This window comes from Bacillus sp. CH_48 (assembly GCF_038008465.1).
GTDB classification, from domain to species: Bacteria; Bacillota; Bacilli; order Bacillales; family Bacillaceae_G; genus Bacillus_A; species Bacillus_A thuringiensis_S.
Window position 1 is genome coordinate 2,348,179 of record NZ_JBBOZF010000001.1, and the last position, 23,478, is coordinate 2,371,656.

The following is a 23,478-nucleotide window of genomic DNA, read 5'->3' on the forward strand; positions in this document are numbered from 1 at the left end:
TTTTTCACTTGAAATATATGTCGGACGATGTTTAAATTAAAATCGTGAGTATAAAATTTGCTAATGATGAAACGTTTTCATATTTAGTAAATTTGATTAGATAAAATCGAGCGGTTTGTGGAAACATCCACACAACTACCAAGAGAAAAAGGGGCGAAAGACTAGATGTCAAAAATCATCGCGATTAACGCAGGAAGCTCTTCCTTAAAATTCCAATTATTTGAAATGCCAAGTGAAACAGTATTAACAAAAGGTTTAGTAGAACGTATCGGTTTAGAAGATAGTATCTTCACTATTACTGTAGATGGCGAAAAACAAAAAGAAATTACAAACATCCCAGATCACGCAGTAGCAGTTAATATGCTTCTTAAAAAATTAACTGAAAACGGAATCGTTAAATCTCTAGATGAGATTGGCGGTATCGGTCACCGTGTTGTTCACGGCGGCGAAAAATTTGCTGACTCTGTTTTAATTACTGATGAAGTATTAGCTGATATCGAAGAATTAAGCGATTTAGCACCACTTCATAACCCAGCAAACGTTGTTGGTATTAAAGCATTCCGAGAAGTATTACCAAACGTACCAGCAGTAGCAGTATTCGATACAGCATTCCACCAAACAATGCCGGAATCTGCATTCCTATACAGCTTACCATATGAGTACTATGAAAAATTCGGCATCCGTAAATACGGTTTCCACGGAACTTCTCATAAATATGTAACTGAGCGTGCGGCTGAATTATTAGGTCGTCCAATTGAAAGCTTAAGCTTACTTTCTTGTCACTTAGGTAACGGTGCAAGTATCGCAGCAGTAGAAGGCGGTAAATCTATCGATACTTCTATGGGCTTCACTCCACTTGCTGGTGTAACAATGGGTACACGTTCTGGTAACCTTGACCCTGCGTTAATTCCATACATCATGGAAAAAACAGGCCAAACAGTAGAAGAAGTAGTTAACGTATTAAACAAGAAGAGTGGTATGTTAGGTCTTACTGGTTACTCTAGTGACCTACGTGACATCATTGCGAAAGAAGAAGAAGGCGACCACCGTGCGAAAGTAGCACTTGATGTATTCGTAAGCCGTATCCACAAATACATCGGTTCTTACACAGCTCGTATGAAAGGTGTAGACGCAATCATCTTTACAGCTGGTGTAGGTGAAAACAGTGCGATTATTCGTGAGCGCGTATTAGAAGGCCTTGAGTACATGGGCGTATACTTCGATGTAAAACGTAATAACGTATTCGGTGAAGAAGCATTCATCAGCTTCCCACACTCTCCAGTAAAAATTATCGTAATTCCAACTGACGAAGAAGTTATGATTGCTCGTGACGTACTACGTCTTGGAGATATTGGTTAATATATAAAAAGAAAGACGAGATCCTATAGGATTTCGTCTTTTTTCTTTTGGATGTATTTTAAAATTCCATCCGGATATAATACTTTTTCTTTCTGAATGAATGCCTTAATAGGAATCCATTTCGCATACGTTACTGCTTGCTCATCTTGTATATTTAATATTTCCATTTCATATAGTGAGGTGTCTAATAAACGCAAAGAATATAGTTGAATGATTTCATGACCAATGCCCCCATCTAGATGAAAGACATTTTCTAAGCAACCTAAATAATTGGTGATTTCTATCTCTGTATGAAGCTCTTCTTTAAACTCCCGAATAACAGTATGTGCTGATTTTTCACCAAGTTCAATGGAACCGCCAAGAGGACGATAATATGTTTCGCCTTCTGTATAATATTCTTGTACGAGAAGGCGATCTTGATGTACAGCAAGACCGAAAGCTTTTGCACGTGGATACATAATAGAATCACTCCTTATTTGTTTTGTATAAGGAAGATTATAATGTATGGTGTGATAAAAGTATTCTGTATTTAAGTGTGCGGTCTAACTGTAATTCCATCAAATAAGTCTTTCCAAAATGCTTCATTGTATTGGTATACATCCATAATCGGGCATTTCATAACGCAAGTATGTTGTAATCCCCAATCTTCTTGAGTGATAGTTGGTATATCGGCAGGAATTAGTAACAGGACAGAGAATGTATGTGTAATTATTTGAGATGAAATTTGTTCTAGGGAACATGCTTCTTCGTATGTTCCTCCAGTTCGAATAAATAATATGGATTCTGCCGTTTCAATTGTAGTTAGAAAACGATTAGTTCGATGTTCGTAGTTTAACTTAATTTCTGTATAAGAAGGCCAAGTAGTTGGTGTGTTTACATCTGTTTTAAAGTCATGACAGGAGTCAATTTCATAAAGGTTGTCCCTTCATCTTAATTTTGCATCATCATCCCAAAATGAGATGAAGGATAAATTTTCTTAATTTAAAAAGCGGTCAAATCGATTTTGGAATAATAAATTTACTTTCGCTAATGAAGGACTTAGCATAAAATCAATAACACCAAAAAATGGTGATAATTCTAATTGATATAATGCCCAAGTAGGCCAGCAGTTTTTTCCTAAGCTGAATTCTGCGTTATAATTTTGTTTTAGATTGGATAGATTCATGTGAAGCATCTCATCCTTTTTGCTATTATTTTATGTCGCTTATAAAGGGTATGTGAAAAGAGATATACAAGCATATTTGTAAAGAATAAGCAGAAATATGTTACAATAGAAAAAAATCGAACGAGGTGGTTGTTACGATGCGATCGAAGCGAGAACAAGCCATTTTAGACAATATAAAAGAATGGGAAGCGCAATTAGTTGAGCAAGAAGCGACCGATTTTCAAAAAGTGTTTGATAAATGGTTACATACTACAGTTGCGAAATTACCTGAGAAAAAGCGAAAAGAATTCTTCACGAAAGCAGATGGATGGCTCTTTCATTTGCATGCATTTATTCAAAGTTCACAAGCACAGTTAGATGCACGTAATCGGATTTTAGGAACATCAAGATTATTTGATGAATCGATTGAACAGCTTGAAGATTTGAAAGCATTATCTATTGATCAATTAACATACATAGCAGAGCAGCAAACAGCACGTCATCGTCTATATTCATTTGTACAAGGCGGGGCAACAGGTGCTGGAGGTTTATTATTATTAACGGCGGATTTTCCGGTTATGATCGCGTTAAATGTGAAGGCAGTCCAACTTATTGCCACATCATTTGGACATGATGTGAACAAGCCGTATGAAATGATGCTTGCGTTAAAGGTGTTTCATGCGTCATTACTACCAGGAAGACTTCAGCAATACGCATGGTACAATTTATTGCAAGAGCTGGAACAAGAAGATTCGTTCTTCTACGAAGGAGACGAAGCAGTGTTGCAAACAGCTTCTACTGAGGTTGTGTTAAAACAAATTTTGAAGACATTTTCGATTTATGCTCTTCGTCGTAAATTATTCCAAGGTATACCGGTAATTGGAATGGCAATTGGATCTACAGTGAATTATCGTTTAACAAGAAACGTTACTGAATTTGCAAATAGATTTTATCAAGTGCGCCATATAGTGGAGAAAGAAAAAAGAGCATAAAAAAAGCGAGAGGCCGAAGCCTTTCGCTTTTTTAATTTGTTGCATGTTTTTTGGACATTGGAACAGATACTGGCTGCTTTTCTGCTGTTTTTTCTGTTTTTGGATAATAAATTAAATCCAATGTTTTTGCCTGTACGGCAATCGAAAGAATAGTAAAAGCAATTTCTGTCCAACTTAAATAATATAATGAAAGCGCAAGAACAATCGCGTCAAAGACGAAGAAAATTTGCCCAATTGTAAAACGAGTTCGTTTACTTAATACAATTGTTAAAATATCGTCTCCACCGGTTGCACCGCCAAATCGCAATATAAAACCGAGTCCAATACCAGCTAACGCACCGCCAACTATTGCAGCTATAAATAAATTATTTGATAAATCTACCGTAAATGGAGAATAATTTTCCATTAAGGAATAAAATAATCCGAATGAAATAGAACCTAAGAATGAATAGCCAACCATTTTTCTACCCAAAAATGAAGCACACAGTAAAATAATTGGGATATCCATTAATACAGTTGAAATAGATGGTGAAATATCATAAAAGTTTTGAATGAATAGTGCAATTCCGACAAAGCCACCTTCTGTTAAGTGGTTTTGGAAGTGAATGTGATATAGCGCTGCTGCTAAAATAAATGAACCGATTAAAACCATAAAAATTTCTTTAATAATTTGCCGACTTTGGATGTTCCTCATCGTTATTCCTTCTTTCCGTAGTTAGTAGTCCTTTTTGTGTTGTAAACTAACTACGAGCTCACATGTAGCTTTCAGTTAGTTTACGAAAAAACTAACTACGCTATATGTCGCTGAAGAAATAACGAATAATCCTCTCGTCCATCAATTCTCCCTACCTTCGTTTTAGTTTAAGTCTTAAAACGACTAAACAAAACGTGGAGTAGGATTCGTCATTTAGCAATCCTGCTCTTCTTTGTTTTGTTTAGTTAGTAACAATTAAGTCCTAAACAAAACGCTATGTGTAAGAAGAGTCTTTTTTTTGCCAAATTATCCTTCGGGCAATCATAATTTCCCCACTCTCGTATTTTTTTCGCTAGACTAAAGTATCTGAGCTGAAAAATACGCTACGTGTATGATTCGTCAATACGATGCCACATGCTCCTTCGAGCGATCATGATATCAAAATCCCTTCCTTCAAGATTTATACTATTATATCATACTTTTAAAAAATGTATGCGGATGGAAACCGACAATAAACGGAGGGAATCTACAAAAAATGTTATGTTTAAATATTTTTGTAGCAAAGCCTAAGTTATTTCAGAGGATTGGACAGTTTGTAACGGTTTGTCCAATAAGTAAGAAAAAAAGGGTTTTATTCCGTTGTGTTCTTTTCATCACTTTTATCTTTAAAAAATGCATCCCAACTAATTACACTTAAAAAAGTTAAAGCGATAATAACGAAAGCACGCATAAGCTTTAGACCTCCTTTTGTACATAGTATATGAATCATTCGATTCGAAATGTGTCATTTTTTTACAACTCTTAACTATTATGAGAGAATATTAATATAGATAGATGAAGGGGAGAGTGAAGATATGCTAAAAGACATGTTCAAAAGAAAAGAATTAATATGCGTTTCATGTCAGAAAAAAATTCAATATGAAGAAGAACTTGTTGCTTTTGTAAAGTTGCCGAAAGAAAGAAGTATATTAGTTGGTCCATTTGATGTGTGTTTGGCGAAAACAGCACAAGAGATATATTGTAAATCATGTTACGACAAAAAAGCATGACCCAAAGTAATTGAGGGGCATGCTTTTTTCATTGGTGTGCTTTCCCCTCAGATACATTTTGAGTGAGTCGATACCAAAGCCAAAGGTCATTAATGATGGAAGCAAGATCGGCAATTTCTGAATTTAGTTTACAAGAAACTTCGAAGTCTTCTTCGTTATTTAAATGATGTTGTTTTGTATTAATATAGTGCTCAAGTTCTTTTATACGATCAGGAATTTTCCCGCGAATTTGTTCCCATTTTAGTAAAATAGCATGCTGCATTTTTTCGGGGATATCTTCCCAATCTTCTTGTAAATGCGGAATTTCAATTCCTAGATGATTATCGTATAAGAAATACTTTTCCATAAGTTCACCCCCGTTTTCCTGCTTATATTGTACAGAAAAACAGAAAGAAGTTCGACGAAATTGTTTGAAAAAATTTGAAAATGACTCTTGATACATTTTGTAAAAGGTGTTAAAGTTTGAATTATTATAAAAGAAAATGAATATTTATTCTTTAGGGGGATGCAAAATGGAGAAGAAAAAAGTTGTATTAGCATATTCCGGAGGTCTTGATACTTCCGTTGCAATTAAATGGTTACAAGAGAAGAATTATGATGTTATCGCACTTTGTTTAGATTTAGGGGAAGGAAAAGACTTAGGGTTTGTGAAAGAAAAGGCACTTTCAGTTGGTGCAATTAAATCATATATGGTGGATGTCCAAGAAGAATTTGCGAATGAATATGCATTGATGGCGATGCAAGCACACACATTATACGAAGGGAAATACCCTCTTGTCTCTGCATTATCTCGTCCGCTTATTGCGAAGAAATTAGTAGAAATCGCAGAACAAGAAGGTGCAACTGCAGTTGCACATGGATGTACAGGAAAGGGAAATGACCAAGTTCGTTTTGAAGTTTCTATCCAAGCATTAAATCCTTACTTAGAAGTGATTGCGCCTGTACGTGAATGGAAGTGGTCACGTGAAGAAGAAATTGCATATGCAAAAGAAAACGATGTACCAATTCCGATTCATTTAGATAGCCCGTTTTCAATCGATCAAAACTTATGGGGACGCAGCAACGAATGTGGAATTTTAGAAGATCCATGGGCAGCACCACCAGAAGAGGCATATGAGATGACATTAGCATTAGAAGATACACCGAATAAACCAGAGTTTGTAGAAATCGGATTTGAAGCAGGTGTACCGACGACTTTGAATGGTACTGCATATTCACTTGCAGAATTAATTAAAACGTTAAATGCACTTGCTGGAAAACATGGCGTTGGACGTATCGATCACGTAGAAAATCGTCTTGTCGGTATTAAATCTCGTGAAGTATACGAATGCCCAGCAGCAATGACGTTAATCACTGCACATAAAGAGTTGGAAGATTTAACACACGTAAAAGAAGTAGCACATTTTAAACCAGTGATTGAACAGAAAATAACAGAACTTATTTATAACGGTTTATGGTTCTCTCCTTTAAAACAAGCGCTTCATGCATTTTTACAAGAAACGCAAAAGAATGTAACAGGTACAGTGCGTGTAAAATTATTTAAAGGTCATGCGATTGTAGAAGGACGTAAATCTGAATACTCTTTATACGATGAAAAATTAGCAACATATACTGCTCAAGATGAATTTAATCATGATGCAGCAGTTGGATTTATTTCATTATTTGGTTTACCGACGAAAGTATACAGCCAAGTGAATCAAAAGAAGGTGGAAGCGTGAGCAAACTTTGGGGCGGACGTTTTACGGAAGAAGCGGAAGCGTGGGTTGAAGAGTTTGGAGCATCCATCTCCTTCGATCAACAATTAGTAAATCAAGATATAAAGGGAAGTATTGCACACGTAACGATGCTAGCAAAGCAAGGCATCGTTACGAAAGAAGAAGCCGAGAAAATCGAGGTAGGTCTTCAATATTTATTAGAAGAAGCGAAGCAAAATAAATTGCATTTTTCGGTCGAAGCGGAAGATATTCATTTAAACATTGAAAAAATGTTAATTGAACAAATCGGTGAAGTAGGAGGGAAACTTCATACAGGACGAAGCCGTAATGATCAAGTAGCGACTGATATGCATTTATATTTGAAAGAAAAAGTAGAACATATTATAAAAGCTACAAAACAATTGCAAACTGTTCTTGTTCATCAAGCAGAAAATAATATTGAAACCATTATGCCTGGTTATACGCATTTGCAGCGTGCGCAGCCAATTTCATTTGCTCATCATATTCTCGCTTACTTTTGGATGTTAGAGCGTGATGTGAATCGTTATGAAGATTCATTAAAGCGCATTAACATTTCACCATTAGGAGCAGGAGCATTAGCTGGGACAACATTCCCGATTGACCGAGAATATAGTGCGGAGCTTCTTGGATTTAATGGAATCTATGAAAATAGTTTAGATGCAGTAAGCGATCGTGATTTCATACTGGAGTTCCTAAGTAACTCATCTATGCTCATGATGCACTTATCACGCTTTTGCGAAGAACTTATTTTATGGAGTAGCCAAGAGTTTCAATTTATTGAAATGAGCGATCAATACGCAACGGGAAGCAGCATTATGCCACAAAAGAAAAATCCGGATATGGCGGAATTAATTCGTGGTAAAACAGGCAGAGTGTACGGTAATTTATTTAGTTTACTTACAGTCATGAAAGGATTACCGCTCGCTTACAATAAAGACTTACAAGAAGATAAAGAAGGAATGTTTGATACAGTAAAAACAGTAGAAGGATGCCTTCATATTATGGCGGGCATGCTTGAAACGATGACTGTAAACAAAGAAAAAATGGGGCAAGCTGTGACGCAAGATTTCTCAAACGCAACAGAAATTGCCGACTACTTAGCAAACAAAGGACTACCATTCCGTCAAGCTCATGAAATTGTTGGGAAGTTAGTGCTACATTGCACACAAAAAGGAATTTATTTATTAGATGTCCCGCTTGAAACATATCAAGAAATGAGCTCTTTATTTGAAGAAGATTTGTATGAAGTTCTTTCACCATATGCGGCTGTAAAGCGTCGTAATAGTGCTGGTGGGACAGGGTTTGAACAAATCAAAAACGCTTTGGAAAAGGCGAAGGGGTTAACGAAAGAAGTTATTAAGAATTGAGTTGGGAAGTACGCCAGTCTAGTAAAGTCTGGCGTACTTTATTTTTTACTAGCATTTAAGTTACAATGTAGTAAAAAATAACAATTTAGGGGAAGTCTATGAAAAAAATAGTGTTTATCATTGTACTGGTAATTAGTTTAATTGCAAATGCTAAAGTGTTTCTTTTGGACAAATATATGTATGTTGGTGAAAAAGAAAAGCGAGAAGAAGCGATTATCGCAACGATGTGGCATTTGCAAGATAAAGGATATAAAGAAAGTGATATTGCATACATAAAACCGGCCTTTTATAGCAAAATGGATTCGTATGGAATGAATGTGCAGTTTAAAGATGAACCAAATGAATCATATACATATAGAGTTTTAAAAGATGCGAAAACAAATAAACTAACTGTACACCAAGATAGCAATGAGCAAGGTGGTATGGGCGAGAAGCATCAAGAGCTTAAATAAAGAAAGAAAACGACTGATGGCATTCGCCTGCAGTCGTTTTTCTTTTAATCATACTTATGTCGATCTTCTGTAATTCGAATATACTCAATATCCATCAAATCACGAAGTAATGCACCATTACTTAGTTCAACGCCATGTTTTTCTTTAAAATGAGTGCGAATCTTATCTAGCATTTCAATTTCTTTGCCGTTCACGTCTAAAATAATGCGTTCAGAATCATCCATATAGCATCCTCCTTTTTTACACATATATATTTTGTCCGTCTATTTCTAAAAAATGTATGTTAACGTAATGTTAGGAAATAAGAAAGGGATGGAAAATGAGACGTATTTATCCCGCATTAACGGGCAGTAAGACCCCCACCTCAAAATTTAGCGAGAGCAAAGAAGTTAGGTGGGGATCAACTGCCCGTAAAAGCCCGATTGGTTCAACTAATAATCAGTGGGGGATGAACAAAACCCCCCACTGATTAAAGTTTCACTTTATTTTATAGGGCTAATTTTGTACACGCTAATTGTATTGTATGTTGCATTCCAAAACGTATTTTCATTTGGAAATGTAGAAACAGTACACGTTGCGATATTTATTTTTTCTCTATTTGTAGTAGATTGCTGTATTTCAATATGGCTTTCGAAAAGAAAACATGTACAAGATAAAAAAGAAATGGAACGGAAAAAGAGAAAACGTTCATTTTGGATGATGACGTACTGTTTGTCTTTAGTGCTTACTGCTGCTTTTTTTAGTGAGCATATTCCATTAGAAAGATTAAATATTGGGTTTGGAGCGTTCGTATTCGCATACTATTTTTTTATGCACTTTCTTCCTTATATGAAAGAAAAGCGAGGAGAAGAGGAAGACCCGCTTGTAGAAGAGGAAGACCCGCTTGTAGAAGAGGCGAGAGAACAAGAGCATAAGAGAATAGAAGGGGATATAAAGAAACTTGGAGAACAAAAATGGTATTTAAAATCAAAAATCATATATGTTCTTTGCTTCATTACGCCGCCAATTGGCTATTTGTACGTCTTCTTACTTCGTAAAAAAATGACAGAAGATGCAAAGTAAGCATACTTAACGGTTGCGACGATTATGATGGCATTATGGTCTTTGAAGTTTCTTCCTCCCTATGTATTAGCAATTACTGTTGTTATTGTGGCTTGTCTTGTATTTATAGTGAAATATGTGAAATGAAAAACACCAAGCCCATGTGGACTTGGTGTTTTATCTATAAATTAAAGATCACCTTGCTCCTCATCACCACGAACAACAAGGACATCGCATTTCGCATAGCGAATAATATGTTCAGAGACGCTACCGATTAGGAAGCGTTCAACAGCATTTAAACCAGTCGCACCACACATAATTAAATCTACTTTATGGTTTGGAGCGATTTCTTTTGAAATTTTAGATTTAGGGTTACCAAATTCTAATACAGTTTCAATTTTTTCAAGACCAGCTTCAAGCGCAGTTTTTTTGTAGTCTTCTAATAAGTCTTCTGCAAATAGATTTGCACGTTCAGCAATTGCACGGCTATAAGCCTCTACTGCTGAGTACGCTTTTACATCAACGATATGAGCGATTGTTAATGTTGCATTGTTGCGCTTTGCGACTTGAATTGCTTTTTTAAAAGCTTTTTCTGCTTCTTTAGAACCATCCACCGCGATTAAAATATTTGTATATGTATTATTCATAGTAAATTCCTCCCAATCTGTTTTATAACTGTTTACAACTTAATTATAAAACAAATTTTGGTAACGTGCTTGCCAGAAACGTTACAGAATTTTGAAAACTCTGTTTCAATTCATTTTAGTTGTAATTGGAGCGAGAACTTGTTACATATGAAGTATAGCAATTTAAAAGGAGGCATGTTTGTGAGACACGCGCTCATTACAGCCGGTACGAAAGGTTTAGGAAAGCAAGTAACAGAAAAGTTATTGGCTAAAGGATATTCAGTAACAGTAACGTATCATAGCGATATCACGGCTATGGAAAAGTTGAAAGAAACATATAAAAATATGGAAGAGCGTCTACAATTCGTGCAAGCGGATGTCACGAAAAAGGAAGATTTACATAAAATGGTAGAAGAAGCGATAAGCCGTTTTGGCAAAATTGATTTCTTAATTAATAATGCTGGTCCATATGTATTTGAACGAAAAAAGTTAGTTGATTATGAAGAAGATGAATGGAATGAAATGATTCAGGGAAATTTAACAGCGGTATTTCATTTATTAAAACTTGTCGTTCCGGTCATGAGAAAACAGAGCTTTGGCCGTATTATTAATTACGGATTTCAAGGGGCGGATAGTGCACCGGGATGGATTTATCGTTCAGCTTTTGCAGCGGCCAAAGTAGGACTTGTTTCATTAACGAAAACAGTTGCTTATGAAGAAGCGGAGTATGGTATTACTGCGAACATGGTATGTCCTGGTGATATTATAGGCGATATGAAAGAGGCAACTATTCAAGAAGCACGTCAGCTGAAAGAGCATAACACACCGATTGGTAGATCTGGAACAGGTGAAGATATTGCAAGAACCATTTCGTTTTTATGTGAGGACGATTCCGATATGATTACCGGTACAATTATTGAAGTGACTGGTGCAGTGGATGTTATTCATAGACATCGATAGAATAAAATAAGATGAAGTTTCAAATAATTGGACAGTTTATCCAGTGTGCTGAGAGGTGCGGATAATACTGTCTTTTAATATAAAATTAAATCTATCGGAAAACTTGTATTATTTTTTGTCAAATATTGAGATATTATGTTAAAATATAAGAGCGTAGAAAGCGCTTTAAAAAATGATTCAGGGGTCATTTCATAACTCAAGGGGGAACTAATCATGCGTATCGGTATTCCAACAGAAATTAAAAACAATGAAAACCGTGTGGCAATGACGCCAGCGGGAGCAGTACATTTAGTACAAAATGGTCATGAAGTTTTTGTTCAAAAAGGAGCAGGTTTAGGATCTGGTTTTACGGATGAAGAATACGTACAAGCTGGTGCGAAACTTGTAGAAACTGCTGAAGAAGCATGGAATCAAGATATGGTTATGAAGGTAAAAGAGCCAGTAGCAAGTGAATACGGCTATTTCCGTGAAGGTTTAATTTTATTCACATACTTACACTTAGCTCCAGAACCAGAATTAACGAAAGCATTAATCGATAACAAAGTTGCATCAATCGCATACGAAACAGTACAATTAGACAATCGTTCTTTACCATTACTTGCACCTATGAGTGAAGTAGCTGGTCGTATGTCCGCACAAATCGGTGCACAATTCCTTGAGAAAAACAAAGGCGGTAAAGGTATTTTACTTGCAGGCGTTCCAGGGGTAAAACGCGGCAAAGTAACAATCATCGGCGGTGGTCAAGCTGGTACAAACGCAGCTAAGATTGCAGTAGGTTTAGGTGCGGATGTAACAATCATCGACTTAAGTGCAGAACGTCTTCGTCAACTAGATGACATTTTCGGTAACCAAGTAAAAACGTTAATGTCTAATCCATACAACATTGCAGAAGCTGTTAAAGAATCTGACCTTGTTATTGGAGCAGTATTAATTCCAGGTGCAAAAGCGCCAAAACTTGTAACTGAAGAAATGATTCAATCAATGGAACCAGGTTCTGTCGTTGTAGATATTGCGATTGACCAAGGTGGTATTTTCGAAACAACTGATCGTATTACAACTCATGACAACCCAACTTACGAAAAACATGGCGTTGTTCATTATGCAGTTGCTAATATGCCAGGTGCGGTTCCACGTACGTCAACTCTTGCATTAACAAACGTAACAGTACCATATGCAGTACAAATTGCTAACAAAGGCTATAAAGATGCTTGCCTAGGCAACTCTGCATTATTAAAAGGTATTAACACATTAGATGGATATGTAACATTCGAAGCAGTTGCAGAAGCTCACGGCTTACAATACGCTGATGCGAAAGAGCTACTTGAAAAAGCTCCTGCTTTATCATAATAGAAATACATTTGAGACCTTCCTTTTCATAAGGAGGGTCTTTTTTATATGGGGAAATAACATGTGAATAATTGTTATTTATCCCGCATTAACGGGCAGTAAGACCCCCACCCAAAAATTCAGCGGAAGCAAAGAAGTTAGGTGGGGGATGAATAAAACCCCCACTGATCAAAGTTTCACTTTATTGGTGTAAATCGATTTTTATTATGATAATTTAGAATTATATAATAAAAGAGGGGATTCAATGGGGAGTAAAAAAAGGAAGCAAAAGCAAGCTAAAAGACAAAAGTACATAAAGAAAAAACAGGAACAGAACATACCTTTTTCACAGAAAGTAGTCATTACGATAGAGAAATCATTTCGGTATATTTGTATGGCTCTGTATGTAATTTTGTGTATGTATTCATTTGGAGTGTTTTACAGTTTTGAGATAACTCCTAATATTATTGAGAGTATTTTAGTATTTATCCTTGTTGCAATAGAATTAGTCTTATTCGTTATATTTTTTGATACAGTATGGCCTAGTCATGAAAGTAAAAAAGATAGAAAAAGAAGCAAAAAATCTTCATACACTTCAAGCACATCAAGTGGATTCGGTCACTACAGTAGTAGTGATTGTAGTAGCTCAAGTGATGGTGGAGATTAAGTTAATTTTTCAGAAGAACGACTAACGAAAGGATGGGATGAAATATGGAAACTGTGAACTTAATAGAATTAACAAAAGACATTCAAGATCAACATAAAAACTTCGTCGTTTCAAATATAAACAGTCATTGTTTACGAATCGCTGTATTTACTGGTGAATATGATTGGCACTATCATTCTAATTCGGATGAATTATTTATTGTGCTAGAGGGAGAATTACTTATTGATTTTGAAGATGGAGAAACAGCGGTTTTAAAGCCAAATAATTCTATTTTAATTCCAGCATGTACGATTCATAGAACAAGAGCATTAAAGAGAACGGTAAATCTTTGTTTTGAACATATAGAGGCTGATACGATTAAAGTGGAGCAATTATGAAAAAATTATCTGTAGCCGATTATAGAAAAGTTCTTCCGGTTTTAGAAGGTAATACAAGAACGACGACGTTTGCTTATGCGGTATGTGATCAAATGATAGATGGTGAGGTTTTTATAAACGGGCAATTAACAGCAGGATTAATTATTACAGCTAATGGTATCTATTATTTATTTGGTGATACGGATGATCAAAATTATAACGAAGAGTTATTTTCATATTTAAAAACGGCTATTGAAAAAACAGAGAAGAGATTTACACTGTTCACTTCGAGTGAAGAGTGGGAAATGATGATAGAAGAGCGTTTTAGTAATGTACTTCGGAACATCCCGCGAATGAAATTTCAAAGCGTAACCTTTGAAGAGAGTCAACGAGATTTTAACAAAAATACATATGAAGTGAAGCGTATTGATAGAAGAGATATAGAGCGCAGCAGTGAATTTAAAGAGGAGTACTACAAAGAGTATTGGGGATCAAAAGAAACGTTTTTGAACAGTGGTTTTGGATTTTGTATAGAACAAGATGGGATAATTGTAGCTGAATGTGTCTCAATATTTAACGGGAATGGTTTTGCTGAAATAGATATTGCAACACATGAAGCGCATCAAGGGAAAGGATTAGCTCAAGCTGTTGCGACAAGGTTCATTGAACATTGCATGCAAAATGACATTATACCGAGCTGGGATTGTTATGTAGACAATATTCCTTCGCGAAAATTAGCTAGTAAATTAAGTTTTTATCATCCAATAGAATATAGTTTGTTTGTACGTAAGAAAACGGGGGAATAAAAATGAATGTAGAATTAACAAGATTTAAAGTTAAGCCTGGTAAGAGTCATCGAGTAGATGAATGGATGCAGCTTCTTAATGACAATTTGAAAGAAGTGCTTTTGACATTAAACGACGAAAAAATGTACGTTGAGACAATTTTCCGGGAAATAAGAGATGGAGAAGCACCGTCTATTGATATGAAAACAGAAGTTGTTATGATTCAAGATGTTGTGAAGGAAGCGATGAAATAATAGATTGTTATTTTATAACCGTAAAATGATCTTCTTTTTTGTTGGAATATATATTATTGGAGATGCTGTAGGATGAAAATTAGTAATAAATATATCACTCTCGGTGAAATAGAAATAATAAGAGAACCTTTAAATAAATTACATGAATATCATAATAATAAATCAAAACATTTTTCTGGTGATTATCCAAGAATGACATTTGAGGAACGTATTGAAAATTATAAACAGAATTCAAATTACGGAGAATATAGAATTGAATTATTAGTTGAGGCGGAAACAGATGATATATTAGGGTTTTGTATAGCGTATAGTAAAAGTGTAAGCGGAAAGATTGAAGTTTTATTCGTTGATGAAAAATACCGAAGAAACGGATTTGGCTTAAAATTAATGAATAGTGCAGTGGAATGGTTTAAAGCGAAGAAGATAGATGAAATTGAATTAACAGTAGTGTATGGAAATGAAGCTGTATCGTTTTATGAAAAGTTGGAGTTCTATCCTCGTTCAATTATTATGGCAACTAAGTCATAACGATAGTATGGGGAGAGAGGAGTGGGAGTTTTTGCTTCAAAAAAATGATTCATATTTTACTAAAATATATGTGAAAAGCGCATCAAAATGGATGTGCTTTTTATTATGAAAAAATTTATAAAAGCTGCATTTGAATATCTTTAAGTGAAAATAAAGAGGGATATCGAGAATATTTTAGGATAAACTATAAAGTGAAACTTTAATCAGTGGAGTGGTTCATCCCCCACTGATTATCAGCCCTCACCAATCGGGCTTTTACGGGCAGTCCGCCCCCCACCTAATTTCTTTGCTTCCGCTGAATTTTGATGTGAGGTCTTACTGCCCGTTAATGCGGGATAAAGAAATAAAAAACACCAAACCAAAAGACTTACCAATATACGGTATAGTCGTAACAGGAAAAACAGAGGATTTACAAAGTTTACAAGGGTCACCGTATATTAAGGCTGCTGTAAGAGGTGTAACAGTTGAGAAATATTGATTACAAGTAATTAATGTGAATAATCAGAAAATTTATGTTATAATATGGGAAAAGGAGGTTTATATGAGGCAAATACATGGAGCAATTTATATTTACATAACAATGTTTTTCGTGGCGATATCCTATGGATTGGGGCACGTGTATTCGCATCCTATACTAACTTTTTTAAGTGGAGCATGTATGGCGTTTGCGCTTCTTGTCCACCTTTTCTCAGTTTGGATCGTGAAATTTCAATTAAATATTAGTGAAATAGAAGAAGGCACTTTTTGAGTGGCCTTCTTTTTTAATAATATTTTGGAAGCTCTTGTAGCAATTTTTCAATTTCGTATTCAGTTTCTTTACATATAGACATTGTACGTAATCTGAAAAATAAGCTACGTAAGAAAGATTTTGTATTTCCATATAGAAACTCGTACGATTCAATAGGTAGTACTTGTTTTTGGACCGGTAATTGAGCTGCTAAGTCACGAAGGGCTAATATGAGTATTTCTTCTTTTAGGTCATTTTGCAGCATTGCGACAATCGGATAAACGAGACGCTCGTCTTCTTCATATTTGTAGTAGATAGAATGGACAAAAACTTTGTTTAACAAAGTTTTTAATATCTCTTCGTAATGTAAAGTTTCTAGTTTAGGATTATGAACAAGCGCCTCAAATGTATCGGAAGCATGAGCGATACTATGTGCCCAGCCGTGGTCTGGAACATATCCGCGGAAATCATGTTCATTGTTCATATATAGAATTAATTGATCTTTTACATTTGAAATATCAGTTTGTGATAAGAAATTATGATTTGTATCTGCATCTATAATGAGCGCAATTAATAAGGTGGTAAATGCGCGAGTAAATACAGCATCTTCGTCATCTGAATGAATTTTATACAATAAATATTTTTCACCGATGCTTTCTAATAATAGTTTCTGTAATTGTGTGTGTGAAAGGTAGTCCTTCTTGATGAGATGATAAAAAGTAGAGTAGATGAGTTTGTCCCTTAAATAGCTATCAGTATCGCCAATATGTTCAAGCATATTAGAACTTAAAGAATCAATGTTAAGTGTGTTATCCAGTATGTAATTATTATTACGAATTTCTTCTAATTGTTGTTGTAACATATAAACCCTCCTATTTTAGAAAATTCTGTATTTAAATAGTATAATAAAAGGAAGGAATAGGCAATGAAGTGAAACTTTAATCAGTGGGGGATTCCCCACCTAACTTCTTTGCTTTCACCGAATTTTGATGTGGGGATCTTACTGTCCGTTAATACGGGATAAATAAGTGTTTTTGAATGGAGGGGGCATTATGAAGAGAGCATTATTCTTTTTCATTAGTATTTTCTTTTTAGGGAGTTGTTCGATTTGGTATGTTACTTTTTCTAGCGAGGGCAAAAGTTGGACGGGACAATATAAGGGCCATATTAAGGACGACAGTGAAGATGGAGTGTTTACGTTTCAGTACAAAGGCGGAGATGGGAATACAGAATTTAAAAATTTAGAGATTGCTATTAATGGAGCCTTTAGCACAATGACACAAACGTCAGAAAATCATAAAGGAGCAAAGATTGAAATGAAATCATCTTGTGTAAGTTGTGCGCCTTTATCTAAAGATGAACCGATAGAGGTTTTGATTAAATGGGATGATAAGTATGAGGAGAAGATGGTGTTAAATTTGAAATAGCCTAGAGTAAGGAGTTAAAAATGAATAGGCATATGAAAAAATTAATGTTTATAAGTGTATTTCTAATCATATTATCAGCTTGCACTACAAAACAAGTAGAGGTAAAAAAAGTACCTAAAGAAGGGTATATCATATTAAGAAATGACACGGTGTTTTTTGCCGATGATAAAACGTTTGAAACAAAAGTAGAGTTGCAACATTATATAGAACAACAAATGAATAAAGAGCATCCATCACATATAGTCTTGAGCTTTAAGGACAAAGACGCATATAAACAGTTAAAAACAGGGGATAAAATAAAAGTATGGTTTTCTCAAATACTTGAAAGTTATCCAGCAAAAATGATTGTAGAGAAATTTGAAATAGTAGAGAAATAGAAAAAGGCAGCAACCAAGCTGCCTTTTTTGTTATTTTACAAATTGTAATTCTTTCGGGAACTTCGTTAAAATTTCTGATCCGTCTTTTGTGATGTAAATATCATCTTCAATACGAACGCCACCTACGTTTGGTACGTAAATACCTGGCTCGATTGTGAAGACCATACCTTCTTTTAATGGAGACTCGTTGCCAGCTTTTACATCTGGATATTCGTGTACGCTAATTCCAAGTCCGTGACCAAGGCGGTGCGGGAAGAAGTCACCGTAACCTGCATCTGCGATAACAGAACGAGCAGCGTTGTCGATTGCGCCAAGTGTAACACCTGGTTTACATGCTTCAACTGCTTGTAGTTGTCCAGCAAGTACAGTGTTGTAAATGCGAGTTTGTTCTTCAGAAATCTCGCCGAATGCTACTGTACGTGTAATATCAGAGCAATAACCTTCAATGATTACACCTAAATCAAATAGTACGAAATCACCGCGCTTCATTTTGTTTGCACCAGGAATACCGTGTGGAAGAGCAGAGTTTGCACCCGCTAATACCATCGTATCAAATGACATTTTATGTATGCCTTTTGTTTTTAATTCGTGTTCAATAATTGCTAATACTTCTAGCTCGCTACGGTTTTCTTTAATTGCATTTACACCAACTTCAACAGCGTAGTCCGCCATTTTAGCTGCTTCGCGTAAAATAGAAAGTTCTTTTTCATCTTTAATTAAACGAAGTTCGCGAACTTTTTCCTCAGCTGATTTGAAAGCTGCATTTGGGAATAATTTCGTTAATTCTTCGTAGCGCTCTACGTTTAAATGTTCTTTTTCAATTGCAACTGCATTTGCATTGATGCCGCGGTCTTTAATTGCTTTTGCAATCATATCCCATGGTCTGTCAGTATCAGTAAATCCGATAATTTCATGTGCCCAGCCAGCGTTACGTGCTTGACCTTCTTCCATTTTAGGACAAATTAAAATAGGTTCTTTTTCTTGGAATACAAACATACCAAGTAATCTTTCATGCGGTTCACAGTAGAAGTTCGTCATGTAGAAGACGTTCGGTGTAGAAGTTAAGAACGCAGCTTCTACGTTTTTTTCTTTTAGCCATTGCATTAAATTTTCTAATCTAGCATTCATCGATTGGCACCCCCGAGATATTTAATTACAAATATAACTTTAACTCGGAAGAAAGCGTTATGACAAGTAAATAGATGTTAGAAAAGACAGGGAATAGAGAAATCATGTAGAATAAAAAGTGAGAATGTGAATAGGGGAGGAATGTAATAATGAAAGTATCTTATCATGGACATTCAGTTGTGAAAATTGAGGCGAATGGAAAAGTTATTTTAATTGACCCGTTTTTAACAGGTAATCCGAAAACAGATTTAAAAGCTGAAGATGTAAAAGTGGATGCAATCCTTTTATCGCATGGACACGGTGATCATGTTGGAGATACAGTAGAACTTGCGAAGAAAAATAATGCAGTTGTTGTAGCGCCATTTGAACTAGCAACATTTTTAAGTTGGCAAGGTGTAAATACACATCCGATGCATATTGGTGGTTCACATGAATTTGACTTTGGAAAAGTGAAGTTTACACAAGCATTCCACGGCTCTAGTTATATTGATGAAGCAAATAAGACGATTACATATACAGGTATGCCAGCAGGTATTTTATTTACAGCAGAAGAGAAAACAGTGTACCACGCAGGAGATACTGCACTATTCTCTGATATGAAGTTAATTGGGGAATTAAATAAAGTTGATCTAGCATTTTTACCAATTGGTGATAATTTCACAATGGGACCAGAAGATGCTGTACTAGCGGCAAAATGGATTAATTCGAAAACTGTTGTACCGATGCATTACAATACGTTCCCAGTTATTGAACAAGATCCATATCAATTTGTAGAAAAGCTACAAAATTGTACAGGGAAAGTATTAGAAGCTGGAGAAAGTATTACACTATAGAAAAGAAACCCTTCATTTGAAAAGAAAAGTGAAGGGTTTTTTACGTGTGTAGGACAGCTTTTAATGCTTGTATTTGTTTTGGTGATTCTTTTCTTTTTGTACGTGGTTGTTCAGGTGTTTCATTCAATTCCATTGCAACTTTTTTCCCATCTACGAAAGCTAAAAATATAGCACCTACAACCTCTAAAAATTTTTTCATCATGTGTACGCTCCTTTGTTTTATTTCTTGTCTTCATTGTATAGGGAATCAAGTGGGCGAACTATCGAATGAGATGACAATAGCATTACATTGTTGTAATAGAATGACTGGTGGAATGTAAGGGTCATTTTGTTATAAAAAAAATAGTACAGGTATGCAAAGAGAGAGTGTAACAGTTTTGAAAATATAGTATACTGAAAGTACAACACATGAAGAATTTAGGGAAAAGAAAGTATGGTGAAACCATTTGGCTACCAAGCATAACCAAATTTTAGAACATATTAATAGCCTGCCAGTAGGCCATAAAATTTCTGTAAGACAAATTGCGAAAGATTTGAGTGTAAGTGAAGGGACAGCTTACCGTGCAATTAAAGATGCAGAAAATAAAGGATATGTTAGTACAATTGAACGTGTCGGAACAATTCGAATTGAACAAAAGAAGAAAGAAAATATCGAAAAACTGACATATGCAGAAGTCGTTAACATTGTCGACGGTCAAGTACTTGGAGGCAGAGAAGGACTACATAAAACATTAAATAAATTTGTAATCGGAGCTATGAAATTAGAAGCGATGATGCGCTATACAGAAGCTGGGAATTTACTCATTATTGGTAACCGTACGAATGCACATCAATTAGCGCTAGAAACTGGAGCCGCTGTATTAATTACGGGTGGATTTGATACGGAAGATCATGTGAAGAAATTAGCAGACGAATTAAAGCTGCCGATTATTTCAAGTAGCTACGATACATTTACGGTCGCAACGTTAATTAACCGTGCAATTTATGATCAACTGATTAAGAAAGAAATTGTACTTGTTGAGGATATTTTAACACCAATTGAAGAAACGTTATATTTAAAGCCACATGATACAGTACAGCAATGGCATGCATATAACGAAGAGACAATGCACGGAAGATATCCAATTGTCGATGAAAATAAAAAAGTGCTAGGAATCGTAACTTCAAAAGACATGATCGGTGTAGCGAAAGAAACACCAATTGATAAAGTAATGACAAAACACCCAATTACAGTGAATGGTAAAATGTCTGTCGCAGCTGCGGCACGTATGATGGTGTGGGAAGGAATTGAATTACTTCCTGTCGTTGAGGAAGGAAATAAACTGCAAGGTATCATTAGCCGTCAAGATGTACTTCAGGCACTGCAAATGATTCAACGTCAGCCACAAGTTGGAGAAACAATTGATGATATCGTAACGAATCAATTTATGACGCCAAAAGAAGCGAAAAATGAGCATCTATATCAATTTTCGGTGACGCCGCAAATGACGAATTCAATCGGAACGTTATCGTACGGTGTATTTGCAACAATTGTGACAGAAGCGACAAATCGCGTCATTCGTGCGCAAAAGAAAAGCGATTTAATTGTTGAAAACTTAACAATTTATTTCGTGAAGCCGGTTCAAATTGATAATGTTGTATCCGTTCATCCGAAAGTATTAGAAATCGGGCGTAAATTTGGTAAGGTCGATGTAGAGGTGCATCATGAAGGTAATGTCGTTGGAAAAGCATTACTTATGGTTCAGTTAATTGATAAATAAAAAGATGGAACAAATCGTTTTGATTTGTTCCATTTTTTTTGTTGTTTTAAATTTGAAAGGCATGATTTTAGATGAGAGTTTTAGTGAAATATGTATGGGATGGAGTGGAAAAGTAACACGATAAAAGACAGAATAGTAATTTAATTTTGGTATATATTGTGTTATGATTATATTGTAAGAAAATGGATTTCTGGAAGGTGGTATACATTATGTCGTCAGCCGTACTCTTTTTTGGTAGTATCGCACTATTTTACTTTCTTGTAATGATACCGATCCAATATTTATATTTACAAGGTTTACATGAAAAAAAGGAAAAGACAGGATTATCTCAGCGAGAGCTATATGAAAAAATGTCTTTTGGAGAAGAACAATTACATTTTCACGTACAAGGTAACCCATTTAATATACCATCTGCGTTTGTTGCATATATGATTTTGAAAGTTAAGGGTCGTAAAAAAGCATCACAATATTGATGCTTTTTTTATGTTGCTTCATAGACTTCGGCTTCTTTAACTGCTAATGGTAAGAAGTGTTTGTATTGGCGAAACCCATTAAATACACTTGCACTACCAAATAGAACGAATAAAATACCAACGATAATACGAGCGGTTGAAAGTTCTAAAAAGAATTGGTTTACCCCGAAAAATAAAACGAATGAACCGAGTGCCATTGCGGATTTTCCTGAGAGCCAACCTTTTTCCATTGGGCGGTTTGTACGAAAGTATTTTGTTTTGTAAAAGAGGTACAACATAAATGAGACGATAATACAGAAGACTAATACTGGCATAATGAACACTCCCATCGCTTTGTGAAAAATAATAGAAAAGAAAAAGAAATATCTAAACTTTCTAACTTCTATTATAAAGCAATTGTTCGCATGTATGAAATACTTTCCGTTATAATGGAGGATAAAGTGAAGAAGTTGATTAAAAAGGAGATTATACATATGCATGAGCAAATTTTAGGAGCAATTAAAGAGTTTGATACAATTATTATTCATCGCCACGTGCGTCCGGACCCAGATGCATTAGGTTCACAGGGTGGCCTTGGTACAATTCTACAAGGATCGTTTCCAGAGAAAAATATTTATACGGTTGGGTACAATGAACCGTCGTTAGCGTACTTAAGAGTAATGGATGATATTGAAGATAGTGTATACGAAAATGCGCTTGTGATCGTTTGTGATACTGCGAATCAAGAACGTGTTGATGATCAACGCTATACAAAAGGGAAAATGTTAATTAAAATTGATCATCATCCAAATGAAGATCCATATGGAGATATTACGTGGGTAGATACGGCAGCGAGTTCTACAAGTGAAATGATTTATGAGTTTTACACGTATGGAAAAGATAAAGGATTAAAAATAACAAAAGAAGCAGCTCGCCTTATTTTAGCTGGAATTGTTGGGGACACAGGTCGTTTCTTATTCCCGAATACAACAGCAAAAACACTTCGTTACGTAAGTGAGCTTGTTGATATGGGTGTGAAATTCACAGATTTATACAATGAAATGTATAAGACAAAAGAAAAAATTGCTCGTTTAAACGGTTATATTTTACAAAACTTTACGATGGTAGAAGAAGGAGCAGCTTACATTAAATTAACGAAAGAAGTATTAGAAGAGTTTGATGTACTTTCTTCTGAAGCATCTGGTGTTGTTGGAGCACTTGGCAATATTGATGGATTAAAGGCGTGGGTTCTATTTTTAGAGGAAGACGACTTAATTCGTGTTCGTCTTCGTTCAAAAGGACCAGTTATAAACAAATTAGCAATGCAATATAACGGTGGAGGACACCCGATGGCTTCTGGTGCGAAGGCATCTTCTTGGGAAGAAGCGGATCGTCTTTTTGCTGATTTACGTGAGATTTGTAAATAAGAGATTATATG

General features: G+C 35.4%; 29 protein-coding genes and 3 pseudogenes. 22 read left to right on the plus strand and 10 right to left on the minus strand.

Annotated elements, in window-relative coordinates; all coding sequences use genetic code 11:
• Positions 1–165: 165 nt before the first annotated feature.
• Positions 166–1,359 carry an acetate kinase gene (gene ackA / locus N2V92_RS11760; protein WP_000034583.1) on the plus strand — a complete coding sequence of 398 codons (1,194 nt, stop codon included), beginning with the start codon at positions 166–168 and terminating at the stop codon, positions 1,357–1,359.
• 23 nt (positions 1,360–1,382) lie between these two features.
• Here the strand turns inward: ackA and N2V92_RS11765 are convergent, their stop codons facing one another.
• Together N2V92_RS11765 and N2V92_RS11770 are read right to left on the minus strand one after the other, a co-directional pair.
• Positions 1,383–1,817, minus strand: a complete 435-nt coding sequence (locus N2V92_RS11765) for an NUDIX hydrolase (protein WP_016077219.1) — start codon at positions 1,815–1,817, stop codon at positions 1,383–1,385.
• Positions 1,818–1,888: 71 nt separating this feature from the next.
• Positions 1,889–2,524: pseudogene (locus tag N2V92_RS11770) on the minus strand (DUF1796 family putative cysteine peptidase).
• A 137-nt stretch (positions 2,525–2,661) separates the two neighbouring features.
• Here N2V92_RS11770 and N2V92_RS11775 point away from each other — a divergent pair.
• The gene (locus tag N2V92_RS11775) at positions 2,662–3,495 is read left to right on the plus strand and encodes an EcsC family protein (RefSeq protein WP_001256853.1); all 834 of its coding nucleotides are present in this window, start codon (positions 2,662–2,664) and stop codon (positions 3,493–3,495) included.
• A 31-nt stretch (positions 3,496–3,526) separates the two neighbouring features.
• Here N2V92_RS11775 and N2V92_RS11780 read toward each other — a convergent pair whose 3' ends face one another.
• Complete coding sequence (locus N2V92_RS11780; RefSeq protein ID WP_016077220.1) at positions 3,527–4,189, minus strand: YitT family protein; 663 nt, start codon at positions 4,187–4,189, stop codon at positions 3,527–3,529.
• 854 nt (positions 4,190–5,043) lie between these two features.
• Here N2V92_RS11780 and N2V92_RS11785 point away from each other — a divergent pair.
• Positions 5,044–5,238 (plus strand): hypothetical protein, encoded by a 195-nt coding sequence (locus tag N2V92_RS11785; RefSeq protein ID WP_000910278.1) that lies wholly within the window; start codon positions 5,044–5,046, stop codon positions 5,236–5,238.
• 28 nt (positions 5,239–5,266) lie between these two features.
• Here N2V92_RS11785 and N2V92_RS11790 read toward each other — a convergent pair whose 3' ends face one another.
• Complete coding sequence (locus N2V92_RS11790; RefSeq protein WP_000417222.1) at positions 5,267–5,584, minus strand: hypothetical protein; 318 nt, start codon at positions 5,582–5,584, stop codon at positions 5,267–5,269.
• A 166-nt stretch (positions 5,585–5,750) separates the two neighbouring features.
• Here N2V92_RS11790 and N2V92_RS11795 point away from each other — a divergent pair, with 166 nt between their 5' ends.
• From N2V92_RS11795 to N2V92_RS11805, 3 genes are all read left to right on the plus strand, one after another.
• On the plus strand, positions 5,751–6,956 hold the full coding sequence (locus N2V92_RS11795) for an argininosuccinate synthase (protein ID WP_000412339.1): 1,206 nt from the start codon (positions 5,751–5,753) through the stop codon (positions 6,954–6,956).
• Positions 6,953–8,341, plus strand: a complete 1,389-nt coding sequence (argH, locus tag N2V92_RS11800) for an argininosuccinate lyase (protein ID WP_016077221.1) — start codon at positions 6,953–6,955, stop codon at positions 8,339–8,341. Before N2V92_RS11795 ends, argH begins: the two co-directional genes overlap by 4 nt.
• A 98-nt stretch (positions 8,342–8,439) precedes the next feature.
• Positions 8,440–8,793, plus strand: a complete 354-nt coding sequence (locus tag N2V92_RS11805) for a DUF3139 domain-containing protein (protein WP_000724672.1) — start codon at positions 8,440–8,442, stop codon at positions 8,791–8,793.
• Positions 8,794–8,837: 44 nt separating this feature from the next.
• Here N2V92_RS11805 and N2V92_RS11810 read toward each other — a convergent pair whose 3' ends face one another.
• Positions 8,838–9,017 carry a hypothetical protein gene (locus tag N2V92_RS11810; RefSeq protein WP_000342753.1) on the minus strand — a complete coding sequence of 60 codons (180 nt, stop codon included), beginning with the start codon at positions 9,015–9,017 and terminating at the stop codon, positions 8,838–8,840.
• 244 nt (positions 9,018–9,261) lie between these two features.
• Between N2V92_RS11810 and N2V92_RS11815 the strand changes: the two are divergent.
• A pseudogene (locus N2V92_RS11815) lies at positions 9,262–9,981 on the plus strand (hypothetical protein).
• 41 nt (positions 9,982–10,022) lie between these two features.
• On the opposite strand, the gene N2V92_RS11820 reads toward N2V92_RS11815, so the two are convergent.
• Positions 10,023–10,481, minus strand: a complete 459-nt coding sequence (locus tag N2V92_RS11820) for a universal stress protein (protein WP_001066672.1) — start codon at positions 10,479–10,481, stop codon at positions 10,023–10,025.
• A gap of 147 nt (positions 10,482–10,628) precedes the next feature.
• Between N2V92_RS11820 and N2V92_RS11825 the strand changes: the two genes are divergently transcribed.
• The 9 genes and pseudogenes from N2V92_RS11825 to N2V92_RS11865 all read left to right on the plus strand — a co-directional run bounded on the left by N2V92_RS11825 (position 10,629) and on the right by N2V92_RS11865 (position 16,084).
• The gene (locus N2V92_RS11825; RefSeq protein ID WP_033668923.1) at positions 10,629–11,420 is read left to right on the plus strand and encodes an SDR family oxidoreductase; all 792 of its coding nucleotides are present in this window, start codon (positions 10,629–10,631) and stop codon (positions 11,418–11,420) included.
• Positions 11,421–11,633: 213 nt separating this feature from the next.
• Positions 11,634–12,767: an alanine dehydrogenase gene (gene ald / locus N2V92_RS11830; RefSeq protein ID WP_001219401.1), complete on the plus strand. Its 1,134-nt coding sequence runs from the start codon at positions 11,634–11,636 to the stop codon at positions 12,765–12,767.
• A 244-nt stretch (positions 12,768–13,011) separates the two neighbouring features.
• Positions 13,012–13,413, plus strand: coding sequence for a hypothetical protein (locus N2V92_RS11835; RefSeq protein WP_016077223.1), 402 nt, complete (start codon positions 13,012–13,014; stop codon positions 13,411–13,413).
• 44 nt (positions 13,414–13,457) lie between these two features.
• Positions 13,458–13,790 carry a cupin domain-containing protein gene (locus tag N2V92_RS11840; protein ID WP_000450934.1) on the plus strand — a complete coding sequence of 111 codons (333 nt, stop codon included), beginning with the start codon at positions 13,458–13,460 and terminating at the stop codon, positions 13,788–13,790.
• A complete protein-coding gene (locus N2V92_RS11845) occupies positions 13,787–14,575 on the plus strand; it encodes a GNAT family N-acetyltransferase (protein WP_000736717.1) in 789 nt (262 codons plus the stop codon). Before N2V92_RS11840 ends, N2V92_RS11845 begins: the two co-directional genes overlap by 4 nt.
• Before the next feature lie 2 nt (positions 14,576–14,577).
• Positions 14,578–14,808 carry a DUF6176 family protein gene (locus N2V92_RS11850; protein ID WP_016077224.1) on the plus strand — a complete coding sequence of 77 codons (231 nt, stop codon included), beginning with the start codon at positions 14,578–14,580 and terminating at the stop codon, positions 14,806–14,808.
• Between the two features lie 72 nt (positions 14,809–14,880).
• Positions 14,881–15,336 carry a GNAT family N-acetyltransferase gene (locus tag N2V92_RS11855; protein ID WP_000703677.1) on the plus strand — a complete coding sequence of 152 codons (456 nt, stop codon included), beginning with the start codon at positions 14,881–14,883 and terminating at the stop codon, positions 15,334–15,336.
• A 337-nt stretch (positions 15,337–15,673) separates the two neighbouring features.
• Positions 15,674–15,814 (plus strand): annotated as a pseudogene (locus N2V92_RS11860) (anti sigma factor C-terminal domain-containing protein); the annotation flags it as partial.
• A gap of 63 nt (positions 15,815–15,877) precedes the next feature.
• Positions 15,878–16,084 carry a hypothetical protein gene (locus N2V92_RS11865; RefSeq protein ID WP_001248905.1) on the plus strand — a complete coding sequence of 69 codons (207 nt, stop codon included), beginning with the start codon at positions 15,878–15,880 and terminating at the stop codon, positions 16,082–16,084.
• A gap of 13 nt (positions 16,085–16,097) precedes the next feature.
• Here N2V92_RS11865 and N2V92_RS11870 read toward each other — a convergent pair whose 3' ends face one another.
• A complete protein-coding gene (locus tag N2V92_RS11870) occupies positions 16,098–16,925 on the minus strand; it encodes a DUF2785 domain-containing protein (RefSeq protein ID WP_000941471.1) in 828 nt (275 codons plus the stop codon).
• Between the two features lie 190 nt (positions 16,926–17,115).
• Here N2V92_RS11870 and N2V92_RS11875 point away from each other — a divergent pair, with 190 nt between their 5' ends.
• Both N2V92_RS11875 and N2V92_RS11880 read left to right on the plus strand, forming a co-directional pair.
• Positions 17,116–17,490: a hypothetical protein gene (locus tag N2V92_RS11875; protein ID WP_000816722.1), complete on the plus strand. Its 375-nt coding sequence runs from the start codon at positions 17,116–17,118 to the stop codon at positions 17,488–17,490.
• Positions 17,491–17,510: 20 nt separating this feature from the next.
• Positions 17,511–17,867 carry a DUF3221 domain-containing protein gene (locus N2V92_RS11880; protein ID WP_001079383.1) on the plus strand — a complete coding sequence of 119 codons (357 nt, stop codon included), beginning with the start codon at positions 17,511–17,513 and terminating at the stop codon, positions 17,865–17,867.
• Between the two features lie 30 nt (positions 17,868–17,897).
• On the opposite strand, the gene pepQ is transcribed toward N2V92_RS11880, so the two are convergent.
• Positions 17,898–18,995 (minus strand): Xaa-Pro dipeptidase, encoded by a 1,098-nt coding sequence (gene pepQ / locus N2V92_RS11885; RefSeq protein ID WP_000994053.1) that lies wholly within the window; start codon positions 18,993–18,995, stop codon positions 17,898–17,900.
• 149 nt (positions 18,996–19,144) lie between these two features.
• On the opposite strand from pepQ, the gene N2V92_RS11890 reads away from it, so the two are divergent.
• Positions 19,145–19,828 carry a metal-dependent hydrolase gene (locus N2V92_RS11890; RefSeq protein WP_000868923.1) on the plus strand — a complete coding sequence of 228 codons (684 nt, stop codon included), beginning with the start codon at positions 19,145–19,147 and terminating at the stop codon, positions 19,826–19,828.
• Between the two features lie 40 nt (positions 19,829–19,868).
• Here N2V92_RS11890 and N2V92_RS11895 read toward each other — a convergent pair whose 3' ends face one another.
• A complete protein-coding gene (locus tag N2V92_RS11895; RefSeq protein WP_000976014.1) occupies positions 19,869–20,030 on the minus strand; it encodes a hypothetical protein in 162 nt (53 codons plus the stop codon).
• Between the two features lie 244 nt (positions 20,031–20,274).
• Here N2V92_RS11895 and N2V92_RS11900 point away from each other — a divergent pair, with 244 nt between their 5' ends.
• Complete coding sequence (locus N2V92_RS11900; RefSeq protein ID WP_000201579.1) at positions 20,275–21,588, plus strand: CBS domain-containing protein; 1,314 nt, start codon at positions 20,275–20,277, stop codon at positions 21,586–21,588.
• Between the two features lie 209 nt (positions 21,589–21,797).
• Positions 21,798–22,061, plus strand: a complete 264-nt coding sequence (locus tag N2V92_RS11905; protein ID WP_000093045.1) for a DUF3949 domain-containing protein — start codon at positions 21,798–21,800, stop codon at positions 22,059–22,061.
• 8 nt (positions 22,062–22,069) lie between these two features.
• Here the strand turns inward: N2V92_RS11905 and N2V92_RS11910 are convergent, their stop codons facing one another.
• Complete coding sequence (locus N2V92_RS11910) at positions 22,070–22,375, minus strand: YtpI family protein (protein WP_001144782.1); 306 nt, start codon at positions 22,373–22,375, stop codon at positions 22,070–22,072.
• Between the two features lie 159 nt (positions 22,376–22,534).
• On the opposite strand from N2V92_RS11910, the gene N2V92_RS11915 reads away from it, so the two are divergent.
• On the plus strand, positions 22,535–23,467 hold the full coding sequence (locus tag N2V92_RS11915) for a DHH family phosphoesterase (protein WP_016077225.1): 933 nt from the start codon (positions 22,535–22,537) through the stop codon (positions 23,465–23,467).
• Positions 23,468–23,478: the final 11 nt, after the last annotated feature.

Coding starts and splice junctions, on each gene's coding strand:
- ackA (WP_000034583.1), top strand. CDS start 166: ATGTCAAAAATCATCGCGATTAACGCAGGAAGCTCTTCCTTAAAATTC.
- ald (WP_001219401.1), top strand. CDS start 11,634: ATGCGTATCGGTATTCCAACAGAAATTAAAAACAATGAAAACCGTGTG.
- N2V92_RS11835 (WP_016077223.1), top strand. CDS start 13,012: ATGGGGAGTAAAAAAAGGAAGCAAAAGCAAGCTAAAAGACAAAAGTAC.
- N2V92_RS11765 (WP_016077219.1), bottom strand. CDS start 1,817: ATGTATCCACGTGCAAAAGCTTTCGGTCTTGCTGTACATCAAGATCGC.
- N2V92_RS11810 (WP_000342753.1), bottom strand. CDS start 9,017: ATGGATGATTCTGAACGCATTATTTTAGACGTGAACGGCAAAGAAATT.
- N2V92_RS11775 (WP_001256853.1), top strand. CDS start 2,662: ATGCGATCGAAGCGAGAACAAGCCATTTTAGACAATATAAAAGAATGG.
- N2V92_RS11880 (WP_001079383.1), top strand. CDS start 17,511: ATGAATAGGCATATGAAAAAATTAATGTTTATAAGTGTATTTCTAATC.
- N2V92_RS11855 (WP_000703677.1), top strand. CDS start 14,881: ATGAAAATTAGTAATAAATATATCACTCTCGGTGAAATAGAAATAATA.
- N2V92_RS11790 (WP_000417222.1), bottom strand. CDS start 5,584: ATGGAAAAGTATTTCTTATACGATAATCATCTAGGAATTGAAATTCCG.
- N2V92_RS11780 (WP_016077220.1), bottom strand. CDS start 4,189: ATGAGGAACATCCAAAGTCGGCAAATTATTAAAGAAATTTTTATGGTT.
- pepQ (WP_000994053.1), bottom strand. CDS start 18,995: ATGAATGCTAGATTAGAAAATTTAATGCAATGGCTAAAAGAAAAAAAC.
- N2V92_RS11795 (WP_000412339.1), top strand. CDS start 5,751: ATGGAGAAGAAAAAAGTTGTATTAGCATATTCCGGAGGTCTTGATACT.
- N2V92_RS11820 (WP_001066672.1), bottom strand. CDS start 10,481: ATGAATAATACATATACAAATATTTTAATCGCGGTGGATGGTTCTAAA.
- N2V92_RS11825 (WP_033668923.1), top strand. CDS start 10,629: ATGAAGTATAGCAATTTAAAAGGAGGCATGTTTGTGAGACACGCGCTC.
- N2V92_RS11845 (WP_000736717.1), top strand. CDS start 13,787: ATGAAAAAATTATCTGTAGCCGATTATAGAAAAGTTCTTCCGGTTTTA.
- N2V92_RS11875 (WP_000816722.1), top strand. CDS start 17,116: ATGAAGAGAGCATTATTCTTTTTCATTAGTATTTTCTTTTTAGGGAGT.
- N2V92_RS11850 (WP_016077224.1), top strand. CDS start 14,578: ATGAATGTAGAATTAACAAGATTTAAAGTTAAGCCTGGTAAGAGTCAT.
- N2V92_RS11840 (WP_000450934.1), top strand. CDS start 13,458: ATGGAAACTGTGAACTTAATAGAATTAACAAAAGACATTCAAGATCAA.
- N2V92_RS11870 (WP_000941471.1), bottom strand. CDS start 16,925: ATGTTACAACAACAATTAGAAGAAATTCGTAATAATAATTACATACTG.
- N2V92_RS11865 (WP_001248905.1), top strand. CDS start 15,878: ATGAGGCAAATACATGGAGCAATTTATATTTACATAACAATGTTTTTC.
- N2V92_RS11895 (WP_000976014.1), bottom strand. CDS start 20,030: ATGATGAAAAAATTTTTAGAGGTTGTAGGTGCTATATTTTTAGCTTTC.
- N2V92_RS11915 (WP_016077225.1), top strand. CDS start 22,535: ATGCATGAGCAAATTTTAGGAGCAATTAAAGAGTTTGATACAATTATT.
- N2V92_RS11805 (WP_000724672.1), top strand. CDS start 8,440: ATGAAAAAAATAGTGTTTATCATTGTACTGGTAATTAGTTTAATTGCA.
- N2V92_RS11785 (WP_000910278.1), top strand. CDS start 5,044: ATGCTAAAAGACATGTTCAAAAGAAAAGAATTAATATGCGTTTCATGT.
- N2V92_RS11905 (WP_000093045.1), top strand. CDS start 21,798: ATGTCGTCAGCCGTACTCTTTTTTGGTAGTATCGCACTATTTTACTTT.
- N2V92_RS11910 (WP_001144782.1), bottom strand. CDS start 22,375: ATGCCAGTATTAGTCTTCTGTATTATCGTCTCATTTATGTTGTACCTC.
- N2V92_RS11890 (WP_000868923.1), top strand. CDS start 19,145: ATGAAAGTATCTTATCATGGACATTCAGTTGTGAAAATTGAGGCGAAT.